General features: G+C 67.9%; 10 protein-coding genes and 1 pseudogene. 8 read left to right on the forward strand and 3 right to left on the reverse strand.

What is annotated here, in order from left to right:
- Positions 1 to 12 precede the first annotated feature (12 nt).
- The 4 genes from FFS49_RS20600 to FFS49_RS20615 all read left to right on the forward strand — a co-directional run bounded on the left by FFS49_RS20600 (position 13) and on the right by FFS49_RS20615 (position 7297).
- Entirely contained in the window at positions 13 to 1302 is a 1290-nt protein-coding gene (locus FFS49_RS20600; RefSeq protein ID WP_105818458.1) for a Zn-dependent hydrolase, read from the forward strand.
- Positions 1299 to 2804, forward strand: coding sequence for a M81 family metallopeptidase (locus FFS49_RS20605; RefSeq protein WP_105818459.1), 1506 nt, complete (start codon positions 1299 to 1301; stop codon positions 2802 to 2804). Before FFS49_RS20600 ends, FFS49_RS20605 begins: the two co-directional genes overlap by 4 nt.
- 128 nt (positions 2805 to 2932) lie before the next feature.
- Positions 2933 to 4120, forward strand: a complete 1188-nt coding sequence (locus FFS49_RS20610; RefSeq protein ID WP_105818460.1) for a beta-propeller fold lactonase family protein — start codon at positions 2933 to 2935, stop codon at positions 4118 to 4120.
- Between the two features lie 447 nt (positions 4121 to 4567).
- Entirely contained in the window at positions 4568 to 7297 is a 2730-nt protein-coding gene (locus FFS49_RS20615) for a glycoside hydrolase domain-containing protein (RefSeq protein WP_105818461.1), read from the forward strand.
- Positions 7298 to 7441: 144 nt separating this feature from the next.
- Here FFS49_RS20615 and FFS49_RS20620 read toward each other — a convergent pair whose 3' ends face one another.
- Positions 7442 to 8218: a class I SAM-dependent methyltransferase gene (locus FFS49_RS20620; RefSeq protein WP_039355109.1), complete on the reverse strand. Its 777-nt coding sequence runs from the start codon at positions 8216 to 8218 to the stop codon at positions 7442 to 7444.
- A 113-nt stretch (positions 8219 to 8331) separates the two neighbouring features.
- Positions 8332 to 8466, reverse strand: a complete 135-nt coding sequence (locus FFS49_RS42955) for a hypothetical protein (protein ID WP_006767081.1) — start codon at positions 8464 to 8466, stop codon at positions 8332 to 8334.
- Between the two features lie 397 nt (positions 8467 to 8863).
- On the opposite strand from FFS49_RS42955, the gene FFS49_RS20630 reads away from it, so the two are divergent.
- From FFS49_RS20630 to ampC, 4 genes and pseudogenes are all read left to right on the forward strand, one after another.
- Positions 8864 to 9328, forward strand: a complete 465-nt coding sequence (locus tag FFS49_RS20630; RefSeq protein ID WP_105818462.1) for a hypothetical protein — start codon at positions 8864 to 8866, stop codon at positions 9326 to 9328.
- 70 nt (positions 9329 to 9398) lie between these two features.
- Positions 9399 to 10211 carry an alpha/beta hydrolase gene (locus FFS49_RS20635; RefSeq protein ID WP_105818463.1) on the forward strand — a complete coding sequence of 271 codons (813 nt, stop codon included), beginning with the start codon at positions 9399 to 9401 and terminating at the stop codon, positions 10209 to 10211.
- A 46-nt stretch (positions 10212 to 10257) separates the two neighbouring features.
- A pseudogene (locus FFS49_RS42640) lies at positions 10258 to 10551 on the forward strand (hypothetical protein); the annotation flags it as partial.
- Between the two features lie 92 nt (positions 10552 to 10643).
- Complete coding sequence (ampC, locus tag FFS49_RS20645; RefSeq protein ID WP_105818464.1) at positions 10644 to 11813, forward strand: class C beta-lactamase; 1170 nt, start codon at positions 10644 to 10646, stop codon at positions 11811 to 11813.
- Between the two features lie 27 nt (positions 11814 to 11840).
- Here the strand turns inward: ampC and FFS49_RS20650 are convergent, their stop codons facing one another.
- Positions 11841 to 12221 (reverse strand): cupin domain-containing protein, encoded by a 381-nt coding sequence (locus tag FFS49_RS20650; protein WP_105818465.1) that lies wholly within the window; start codon positions 12219 to 12221, stop codon positions 11841 to 11843.
- Positions 12222 to 12379: the final 158 nt, after the last annotated feature.

Here is a 12379-nt window from a genome sequence, read left to right on the forward strand (position 1 = left end):
GGAATTCCATCGATGCAAGTTCAGGATTCGACACCGGGCGTCGCGGCGTCCGGCTTGCGCGTCGACGGCGCGCGGCTGTGGGACAGCCTGATGCGTCTCGCGCGGATCGGCGCGACCGACAAAGGGGGCGTGTGCCGCCTCGCGCTCACCGAACTCGATCGCGAGGCGCGCGACCTGTTCGTCGCATGGGCGAGGGAAATCGGCTGTACGGTGCGTGTCGACGCGATCGGCAATATCTTTGCGCGGCGCGCGGGCGAACGGGACGACCTGCCGCCCGTGGCGACGGGCAGCCATATCGATACGCAGCCGACTGGCGGCAAGTTCGACGGCAACTACGGCGTGCTGGCCGGCCTCGAGGTGCTGCGTACGCTCGACGACGCCGGGGTGCGCACGCTGGCGCCGCTCGAGGTCGCGGTGTGGACTAACGAGGAAGGGTCTCGCTTCGTTCCGGTGATGATGGGTTCCGGCGTGTTCGCGGGCGCGTTCACACTCGACCATGCGCTCGCGCAACGCGACCGCGACGGCGTGTCGGTGCGCGATGCGCTGGCCGCGATCGGCTATGCGGGCGATGCGAACGACGGGCGCGGCGCGCATCCGGTCGGCGCGTATTTCGAAGCGCATATCGAGCAGGGCCCGGTGCTGGAGGCGCACGACACGACGATCGGCGTGGTCGAGGGTGCGCTCGGGCAGCGCTGGTATGACGTGACCGTGCACGGCATGGAGGCGCACGCCGGCCCGACGCCGATGGCGCTGCGGCGTGACGCGCTGCTCGTCGCGTCCGATCTCGTGCGCAAGGTGAACGACATCGCGTGCGCGCATCCGCCGCATGGACGCGGCACGGTCGGCTGGGTCGACGTGCACCCGAATTCGCGCAACGTGATTCCCGGCCGCGTGACGCTGACCGTCGACCTGCGCGCGGCCGACGACGCGACGCTGGCGGCGATGGATGCGGAATTGCGCTCGACATGTGCGAACCTGGGGGCGGCAGCCGGGATGCAGATCGACATCGCTGCAGTCGTGTGCTTCCCGCCGCAGCCGTTCGATCCGGCGCTGGTCGAGCAGGTGCGGGCCGGCGCGGGCGCACTCGGACTGTCGTCGATGAACGTGATCAGCGGCGCAGGCCATGACGCCGTGTATCTCGCGCGCGTGGCGCCGACCGCGATGATCTTCGTGCCGTGCAAGGACGGAATCAGCCACAACGAGATCGAAGACGCCGATCCGGCCCACCTGGAAGCCGGCTGCAACGTGTTGTTGCATGCGATGCTGGGCGCTGCCGGGATCGCGGAGGGCTCGGCACGATGAAAATCCTGATCGCCCGGATGAACCACGAGACCAACACGTTCTCGCCCGTGCCGACGCCGCTAGCCGCGTTCGGCCGCAACGGCCCCGACTGGGGCGAGGACGCGTATCGCGCGAATCGCGGGATGCGTACCGCGATGGCCGCGTTCCTCGACGCCGCCGAGCGCGAAGGCGCCGACATCGTGACGCCCGTATCCGCGGCCGCGAATCCGAGCGGGCCGGTCGCGGCCGACGCGTATGCGGCGATCTGCGACGCGATCGTCGCGGCCGCGCCCGGCTGCGACGCGGTGATGCTCGACCTGCACGGCGCGATGGTCGCCGAGCAGAGCGCGGACGGCGAGGGTGACCTGCTCGAACGCGTGCGCGCGGCGTTGCCCGGCGCGCCGATCGCGGTCGCGCTCGACCTGCACGGGAACGTCACGCAGAAGATGGTCGATCACGCGGACGTGATCGTCAGCTTCAAGACTTATCCGCACGTCGATATGTACGAGACCGGTGAGCATGCGGCGCGCGTGCTGCTCGACCGGCTGCACGGCCGCACGCGGCCCGTGCTCGCGTGGCGGCAACCGCCGCTGATGACGTCGACGCTGCGCAGCGCGAGCGCGGAAGGCGCGATGCGGCGCGCGGTGGAGGCCGCGCGTGCGGCCGAGGCCGACGGGATGCTCGCGGTATCGGTGCTGCCCGGCTTCTCGCTCGCGGACATTCCCGCACCGTGCATCAGCGTGGTGGTCGTAGCCGATGGCGACCGGGCCGCGGCCGACGCGGTGGCCGAGCGTATTGCACGGCAGATCTGGGACGCGCGCGACGACTTCGTGTATCGCAGCGCGCCGCTCGCCGAATCGGTGGCGCAGGCCGCGGCGCTCGCGCGCGGCGCGGATCGCCCGGTGCTGATGCTCGATCACGGCGACAACTGCATGTCGGGCGGCCCGTGCGACACGATGGACCTGCTCGAAGCCGCGCTCGCGCACGGGCTGGACGGCATCGTCAGCGGGCCGTTGTGCGACCCGGAAGCCGTCGCGGCGCTGATCGACGCGGGTGTCGGCGCGACCGTCACGGTACCGGTCGGCAACCGCCTGCCGTCACACGGCGGCGTGCGGCGCGCACCGTTTCGCGCGACCGGCATCGTGCGCGCGCTCACCGACGGCGAATACGTGATCACGGGGCCCACTTACACGGGCCAGCGTGCGTACATGGGCCGCACGGCCGTGCTCGACATCGGCGCGGCCGTGCTGGTCATCACCGAGCGTACGCAGGAGCCGTGGGATCTCGGCGTATTCGAGAGCGTCGGTGTCGATCCGCGCCGCGCCCGCTTCCTGCTGCTGAAGTCGCGGATGTATTGCCGGCCGGTGTTCGTGCCGATCGCGGCCGCGCTGGTCGAGTGCGACAGCCGTGGCGTGACGGGTTCGGACTATGGGTTGTTCCATTACGAGCGTCTTGCGCGGCCCGTGTATCCGCTCGACGATGTGGGCGAGTGGTCGTCGTCCGGCGCACGACGGATGGATTGACGGAAACGAACCGGGCGCGAGACGCCGGATTGGCCGGCTTTCGGGCATCATGCGATGGCGCCGACCCGTCGAGCAGCAGGGTCGATGCCATCCCTTGTGTCCGCAACCGATCCGGAGAATCGACCGACATGCATTCGAATCCTTTTCGCCCGCGCAGCGCGCGCCTGCTCGCCGCGCTGACCCTCGCCACGACGGCCGTTGCCGCCCACGCCGCCGACTGGATCGTGTCCGGCAACGACGGCAAGTACCAGCGCGTCGAGGGCCGCGACACCTATCTGGCTTCGCCGCCCGCCGACACGCTGACGCTGCTCGACGCCAGCACGTTCCCGCCGAAGGTCGCGCTGCAGGTCGACGTCGAGAACGGCATCCAGGGGCCGCCGCAGGCCGTCGCGATCACGCCCGACGCGAAGCTCGCGCTCGTCGGCGCGCCGACGCGCTACGACACGGCCGCGAAGCAGCTCGTGTTCGACACGTTCCTGCAGGTCGTGAATCTCGATGCCGCGCCGCCGTCGATCACGCGCATCGAGCTTGGCACGCATCCGCAAGGGATCGCGATCGACCGCGCGGGCAAGCTCGCGCTGGTCGCGAACGTCGACGGCAGCGTGTCGATCCTGCGCATCGACGGCACGAACGTGACGCTCGACGGCAGCCTGAAGATCGGCAAGAAGCGGCTGGCCGGGATCAGCTTCACCCATGACGGCAAGCATGCGCTCGTGTCGCTGCGCGACGAGCAGGGCATCGCGGTGCTGAACGTCGACGACGGCAAGGTGACCGACAGCGGGTCGCGCCTGAGCACCGGCGTCGCGCCTTACACGATCGACGTGTCGAGCGACAACCGCTGGGCCGTCGTCAGCAACGTCGGGCTCGCGGGGCTGCCGGGCTATACGGGCACGCTCGCGGGCGACGCGGATACCGTTGCGCTGATCGACGTGTCGCGCGTGCCGTTCCGCACGGTCCAGTACCTGACGGTGCCGTCGCTGCCGGAAGGCGTCGCGATCTCGCCGAACGGCAAGTGGATCGCCGTGCAGGCGATGGACGGCTCGAACCTGACGGCCGACAACCCGGGCCGCCACAAGATCGGCAAGGTGCTGCTGTTCGAAATCCGCAACGGGCAGGCCGTGAAGGTGAGCGAGCTGGCCGGCGGCGAAGCCGCGCAAGGCATCGTGTTCACCGCCGACAGCCGGCACGTGATCGTGCAGTTCAACGTCGAACGGCAACTGGCGCTCTATTCGGTCGAAGGCGGCAAGCTGCACGATACGGGCAAGCGGATCGCGCTGACGGGTGGGCCGTCGTCGTTGCGCACGTTGCCGCGCTGATGCGCACGGCATTGACCCGTTCAGTTTCGTAGGTTCATGCGGCGCCCGGGTTCGCCGGGCGCCTGTCGATGCACTCCCCGTGCGCCGCCGTTGCAACGCAACAATGGCGGGAATGTGTACCCCAAGCCACTTAACGCCGAATTGTTTAGTTAAACAAACTGAAAATTCGGGAAACTTCCTGTAGTGAATAAACAGTCGTTGCGGCACTGTAAGCCCTCGGGAAGCGGGTGACGTTCCCGGAGGCAGGGCGGAGGAGGCGACGGTTGCGGTGGCAACGATCGTCGGCGGGTAGTCGCATGTGAAGGTCAGCGTGACGTCGCTAGGGGGGGGCAGCCGAAGTCACGCCGCGCGGCATCGATGTGCCGCGCAGGGCCGCAAGCCGGGCGGCGTGCCGGATGATCGTCGGCGCCGGACCGATCGTTTTAATTAATGGTACTAAGCGATAAAATGAAAAATCCACGACTCTTGCTCATCGCCGCACTGACTTGCGCGGCACTGACCGCGTGCGGCGGCGACGACATGAACGGTGTCCAGACGGGCAGCAACGGCGCAGGAGAGACGCCGTCGACCGTGCCGCCGACCTCGGGGCCGTCGCAACCGTCACAACCTTCGCAGCCGGATCAGCCGGATCAGCCGGGTCAGCCGGATCAGCCGGATCAGCCGGCTCCGCCGAAGCGCACCGACATGGCGTTGACGCAGTTCGTCAATCCGTTGATCGGCACGCAGGTCAATGCGGATTCCGGCTACGCGGGCAACGTGAGCCCCGGTGCGATGGTGCCGTTCGGGATGGTGAATTTCGGGCCGAACACGCCGCGCTACGACTTCAACGGCTCGGGCGGCTACCTGTCGTCGGGCGGGTCGGGCGGCACGATCGACTTCTTCAGCGTGACGCACCTGAGCGGTGTCGGGTGCCCGGGGCAGGGCGCGGTCGCGATGCTGCCGACCGATGCGGCGACGACCGTGGCATCGGGCGGCCGGCCGATCGGCGTCGGGTACAGCTACGCGGATGAAACGGCCGAACCCGGGTACTACAAGGTGCGTCTCGCAAACGGCATCGTGACGGAGCTGAGCGCGACCGCGCGCTCCGGCATCGCGCGCTTCACGTACGCGAACAAGGACAAGGGCTTTTTCTCGATCGACGCGAAGCTGAACGGCAACAGCGATTCGGGCAGCACGAAGGTCACCGCGAACAACGTCGCGCTGGCGCTCGCGAGCGACGGCAAGTCGATGAGCGGGCAAGCCGTGGCGCCGGCGTTCTGCACGCCATACGGCACGGTATGGAATGCGCCCGTGTATTTCTACGCGACCTTCGACAAGCCGCTGCGCAAGCAGGCGGGCACCTCGGCGGTGAATACCGCCAGCAACGGCGCGGCGACGCTGCAGTTCGACCTGACCGACGCGGACCGGACCGTCACCGTGAAAGTCGGGGTGTCGTCCGTCAGCGTCCGGAATGCGCAGGCGAACCTGAAAGCCGAGGGCGAGACGCTCGCATTCGACGATGCACGCAAGAACGCGTCCGGTCTGTGGAACGACCGGCTCAACACGATCCAGATCGACCAGGCCGCGACACCCGCCGCGCTGAATGCGACGCAGAAGGCGAACCTGACGAAGTTCTATACCGCGCTCTATCGCGTGTTCGGCACGCCGACGCTCTACAGCGACACGAACGGAGAATTCCGCAGCATGCGCCAGCCCAGGAACGCGGACGGCAGCTATCCGAAGTCGGTCGACCAGACCGGCACGATTCCGCCGCGCGCGACGGCCAGGGTTGGCGATTACGCGTTCCGGCGCGCCGACGGATCGCAGGGCGGTGCGGGCAACCACTACACGGGTTTCTCGCTGTGGGATACGTATCGGTCGCAGGCGCAGTTGCTGGCGCTGCTGGCGCCGAAGGAATCGAGCGACATGATGCAGTCGCTCGTCGTCGACGGGTTGCAGTGCGGCGCATTCCCGCACTGGGTCGACGGCAGCGACGACTCGACGCCGATGGCGGGCGACAACGCACTGAACGTGATTGCCGGCGCGTACAAGTTCGGCGCGACCGATTTCGACCTGGTATCGGCCGCCCGCCTGACGAAGCAGTCGGCGTTCGATCCGTCGAGCGCGTGCAACGACCGCACGAGCGCAGCGGGCCTCGCCAATTTCCTGACGGCCCACTACCTGTCGCAGAGCGACGACGGTCACTCGTCGTCGGCGACCATCGAGCGCGTGCTGAGCGACCGTTCCGCGGCCGCGTTCCTGCAGGCGCTGCCCGCCAGCGTGCTGACCGCGCCGTCGGTCGGCGTGACGACCGACAACATCGGCACGCTGTACACGCGAGCCGGCTGGTGGCGCAACATCTTCGACTACACGAACAAGGTGATCGCCGCGCGCAACGCGCCGCCGGCCGGCTCGGCGCCCGGCACGCTGGGCACGCTCGTGCAGGGTTCGTTCCACGAATCGACGGAGCCGAACTACTTCTGGACCTTCGCGCAGGACTGGAGCGCGCTGATCGATGCGATCGGCGGCAAGCAGGCAGCCGTCACGCGGCTGAACACCCTGTTCGCGATCACGACGCCGTTCTCGACCGTGCCATCCTCCGGCAGCCTGAACGGCGGCGAATCGTCGAACAACCTGTACATCGGCAACGAACCGTCGTTCCAGTCGCCGTGGGGATACAACTGGGCCGGGCAGCCGAGTGGCGCACAGTACGTTCTCCCGATCATCATGTCGAAGTCGTTCACGACCGCCCGCGACGGGCTGCCGGGCAACGACGACATGGGCGCGACGTCGAGCTGGTACGTGTGGGCGGCGCTCGGGATGTTCCCGGTCATTCCGTCGGAAGCGGGGCTGGCGCTGTCCACGCCGCAGTTCAGCGGGATCACCGTCTGGTTCGGCAACGGCAAGACGCTGCGGCTCGAAAGCGACAAGCAGGTCGCGATGGACAGCGCGGGGCGCCCGTCGTTTGCATACATCCAGTCGCTGAAGGTCAACGGCGCGGATTACGCGGGGTCATGGTTGCCGCTGGGCAAGATCGCCAACGGCGGCACGATGAGCTACGCGCTGTCCGCGACGCCGACGCAGTGGGCGGCGGCCGACAACCTGACACCGCCGTCCGGGCCGAACGCGGACTACACGCAGATGACGGCCGGCGGAGCGTCAGCCGCGACACGCATGCGCCAGGCCGGCGCGCGATGAACGCCAGCGGGCACGCGCAACGGCCACCGTGCGTGCGCGTCGAGACGATGCCATCCGGGAGAACGACAACATGCAATCGAAATCGCGCCGGAAATGCCTGTCTTACAGCGCAGCACTCGCCGGTACGAGCTGGCTCGCCGGCTGCTACTGCTTGAGGAATTTGTCGAGCCAGCGCGGTGTCGCTGCGCGATCGAAGACGACGTGCAGCGACGGACCGAATGCGCCATATTCGAGCCCGTGGCGTTGGGCAAGCAGCGTCAGGGACTGGGCGGTGTGAAACGAGATGTGCCCGTTGCGCGGCACGCAGTACCACCACTGATCGATGCCTTGGTCGAGGATGTCCCGGGTGATCAGCGACGTCTGGAACAGCAGCGCGCCGTCGGGCTTCCGATAGCGCATGATCTGGTCGAAGAGATCGACCGGCGCCGGGTGATGCTCGAACACCTCGAATGACAGGATCGTATCGAAGCGGCCTTCGGGCGGAACCGGGTGCGAGAACGGATCGTACGACGTCACGTCGGTGAAGCCGCGCGATACCAGTTTCCGTTCCAGCAAGCCCAGCCCCGAGCCGAAATCGAGCACGCGGCCTTCCCGCATTTCCGGAAAGCTGGTGCAGATCAGGTCGGCATGCTGTTGCGGACGGATCTCGAGATACTCGGGGTCGTGGCGCGGGTAGTCGGCGTTATACACATGCTGCGCGAAATCGTCGTGGGTCCAGCTGTCGAACATCGGGGCCCACGTGAAGCCGCATTGCTCGCACGCATGGTAGTAGACCGGCACCCCCGCATACGGGTCGACCTTTTTCCCGGCAATGAAGTCGGCGCCGCAGCGCGAAAAATCGACCAGGCCGCAGATGGGCGCGGGGGCAGCACACACTTTGCAGGCAAGGGCCGCCGGGTGGCGATTCAGGTCGTGACTCAATTCCCGTTCTCCTGTTCTCGCCAGCGACGCGTGCGTCTGACGGATGGTGCGGGAGAGGCTATCACAATCGCATCGGCCAGCGCGGCCGTGCGCGGTGGCGTCGCCAGGCGCGCTTACGGGCGCAGCAGGTCGAACCCGCCGAATACGACGACACCGCTCAATACGATCATCGCGACGGAGTGCTGGCCGAAGTAGAGAATCGCGGCGGCAAGCCACGTCGTGATGCAGAAGGCGCCGATGCGGGCCATCGTGTGTTCCTCGAATGCGTGAGAAGTGTGTGCGCCGCATGGCGTCCGCCGCTCGAAACGGCGAGCGGGGCGCGCATGCAGACGGGAAAGGCGACCCGCGCGGCCGCGACCGCGGCGCCGGCACGTGCTGCGTGCCGTGCCCGGAAGGGCGGGAGTCGAGACCGGCGGCATTGCGCGCTCGCGCCTGGAGGCGGTCGGCGCGCGAATGCCGCTGGCGAAGCCGCGATTTTATCAGCGCCGCGGTGCCCCCAATCTGGCCCTTTCGCGGTTAAACCCGTCGATCTTCGGGCAAATCAGTCCGTCCCCGATACTCAAGTTTCGTATGACGAATGCCGTAAACAATCTGGAAGGCGTTTCCTACTCCGTCACGACGCCTCCTGACACACGGACCGACATCATGCAGATCGATTTCTCCACGACGACGCGATCCCCGCTGGCCGACAGCAGCGCGACCGCAACCAAGGCCGCCGCGACGCCGTCTACCGGCGACGCCACGAGCACCACCGGCACCACCGGCACCAGCACGGCTGACGCGACCGCCACTTCCGGCACGAAGGATGCGACCGGCGCCAGCGGCCAAACGCTCGGCGCATCGGGCGCGTCGTCGGACGACCCGGCGGTCAGCCAGTTGAAGGCGCTGATCGAGCGGCTGCAGAAGCAGCTCGCGGCACTGGAGCAGCAGATGGCGAGCGCGGGCCAGCGCGCGAAGGACGACCCGGCCGCGGCGATCCAGCAGCAGTCGCTGAGCGCGCAAGCCAGCACGATCTCGGCGGCGCTTTCGACCGCGATTTCGCAACTCGCGGCGGCGATCGCGAAATCGGGCGGCTCGCAGGCGGGCGGGCTGGTGTCGACGCAGGCCTGACCGGTCGCGGCCGTGTCGGCCGCCCGCATTACAATCGCAAGCTCGTCTCCCTCGACAGGACGGTTGAACGATGAATGCGGAATTCAACGACGACGACCTCGCCCGCTTCGAATCGCAAGGCGGCACGCCGCTGCCGGCGGCCGACGAGCAAGGGTGGCTGGAACACGACGGCGCGCGCATCTGGCACGCGTCGTTCGGCCAGGGCCCGGCGGTCGTGCTGCTGCACGGCGGGCTCGGCCACAGCGGCAACTGGGGCAACCAGGTGCCGGCGCTGCTCGCGGCCGGCTACCGCGCGATCGTGATCGACAGCCGCGGCCACGGCCGCAGCACGCGCGACGCCCGACCCTATTCCTACGAACGCATGGCCTCGGACGTGCTGGCGGTGCTCGATGCGCTGCACGTCGAGCGTGCACGCTTCGTCGGCTGGAGCGACGGCGCGTGCATCGCGCTCGTGCTGGCCGCTCGCGCGCCGGAACGGGCGGCCGGCGTGTTCTTCTTCGCGTGCAACATGGACCCGAGCGGTACGAAGGAGATCGTGCCGAGCCCGCTGCTCGACCGCTGCTTCGCGCGGCACCGCAAGGACTACGCAGCACTGTCGGCGACGCCGGACCAGTTCGACGCATTCGTCGCGGCGGTCAGCGAAATGATGCGCACGCAACCGGATTACCGTGAGCAGGATCTCGCGGCGATTGCCGTGCCGGTGACCATCGTGCTGGGCGAGCACGACGAATTCATCCGGCCCGAGCACGCGGCGTACCTGGCGCGCACGATTCCGGGCGCGACGCTGACGACCCTGCCCGGTGTGAGCCATTTCGCGCCGCTGCAGCGGCCCGAGCGGTTCAACGCGGCGATGCTGGCGTTTCTCGAGCGGCTGCCGGGGTGACCGTCGCGCGGCCCGCCGGCGGCCGCGTTCTCCACCGCATTGCCGATTTCATCAGTTCGACGAAAGCGGTTCTACCCGGTCCCGTGCGGCGTGCGGGGCGAAAGACAGCGCGATGCGGCCGAAAAGTATCGCTGGGCTGCGAACAAGAGCGTGCGCCTGACGGGAATGCGGTGTCTCGCATGATCGAGATACCCGCGCTGCGTTGAACATCTTCCGATGCGGACGTGCATCGTCAGGCGTGGGCATCCCCCCGCCGTTCGGCCCGGGGCGGCGCCAAAAGTTTTTCTTTAGGCTCGCGCAACATATCGTCGATTGTTGGCGATGCGGCGACAGCGGATAGTCCTGCTTCGGCAGCCCGGCCGCCGTGCTTTGCGCACGGTGCGGCCGGAACCGTTGTCCACGCAACCACCAGAAATCGAAGGAACCGCAACCATGCGATTCAACGCGACACGCTTCGCCGCGACCCTGTTCGTCGCCGCGTGCGTCACCGCCACGGCCGGCCGCGCGGCCGCCGCCACGCAGGACGACCTCCACGACACCGTCACCCGCCACATCGCGCCGCTGATGAAGCAGTACGCGATTCCCGGCATGGCGATCGGCATCGTCGCCGACGGCAAGCCCTACGTGTTCGACTACGGCGTGATGTCGACGCAGACCGGCAAGCCCGTCACCGGCGATACGCTGTTCGAAATCGGCTCCGTCAGCAAGACGCTGACCGCGACACTCGCGGCCGACGCGCAGGAGGGCGGCGAACTGTCGCTGGCCGACCCCGCGGGCAAGTATCTGCCCGCGGTGCAGGGCAAGCCGTTCGGCGTCGTGACGCTGCTCAATCTCGGCACGCACACGCCCGGCGGCATGCCGCTGCAGGTGCCCGACAGCATCCGCGACGACGCGGGCCTGATCCGCTATCTGGAAGCATGGCGGCCCGCGTATGCGCCGGGCACGTATCGCACGTATTCGAACGTCGCGATCGGCATGCTCGGGTGGCTCACCGCGAAGGCGATGCACAAGGATTTCGCGGCGCTGATGGAGCAGCGGCTCTTTCCCGCGCTCGGCATGACGCACACGTACATCAACGTGCCGGAAGCACGCCAGGCCGACTATGCACAGGGCTACACGCAGGACGGCAAGCCGATCCGGATGACGGGCGGCATGCTGTGGCAGCCGGCCTACGGCGTGCGGACCACGGCGGCCGACCTGCTGCGCTTCGTGCAGGCGAACATGGGGCTGATCGAAACCGCACCGCGCCTGCAGCGCGCGCTCGAACGCACGCACACCGGCTATTTCCGCGCGGGGCCGCTGACCCAGGACCTGATCTGGGAACAGTATCCGTATCCGGTCGCGCTGCCGACGCTGCTCGAAGGCAACTCGATGAAGATGCTGCGCGACGGGATACAGGCCACCGCGATCAAGCCGCCGCTCGCGCCGAGCGCGGATACGTGGATCAACAAGACGGGCTCGACCAACGGCTTCAGTACCTATGTCGCGTTCGTCCCGTCGAAGCGGATCGCGATCGTGATGCTCGCGAACCGCAGCTATCCGAACGAGGACCGCGTGAAGGCCGCGTACGGGATCCTCGGCGCGCTCGACGGCCGGCGGTAACGCTTCCGGCGCCGGAGCCGGTGCGGCTTACTCCGGCGCCTGCTCTTCGTACGCGACGAAGATCTTCCGCGTGCGCTCGACGACTTCCCACGTGCCGCGAAAGCCCGGCGGAATGACGAAGCGATGGCCGGCGCGAAGGGTTTTCGCGTTGCCTTCCTCATCGGTGATCACCGACGTGCCTGCCAGGATCTCGCAGTATTCCGCTTCGGTGTAGGCGACCCGCCAGCGGCCGGGCGTGCTTTCCCAGATGCCGGTCGAGAAGCGGCCGCACGGGCTCGTGAAGCCGGGCGTGAGCGTCTGCAGCGGGTCGCCGGCAATCAGCTTCTCGGGCGGCACGCAGTATTGCACGGGTTCGCCGCTGGGGGTGAGGGCATCGGTGATGGCGGTAATGTCGAGCACGGCTGGCATCCTTCGTCGAAGTGAAATGAACGCGCCGACGGCGCGTTCGCATGATTCCATACTTGAGGGCGATATTGGCGGTTACCGGCGTCGCTTCCCGTGTCGCGAGCGCACGGCCGTGACGAGCGCTTATGATGAGCGGACGACGCGGCAGCTGGATGCGCGAG

Source organism: Burkholderia sp. 4NA327C6, assembly GCF_005502655.1.
In the GTDB taxonomy this organism is placed as follows: Bacteria; Pseudomonadota; Gammaproteobacteria; order Burkholderiales; family Burkholderiaceae; genus Burkholderia; species Burkholderia contaminans.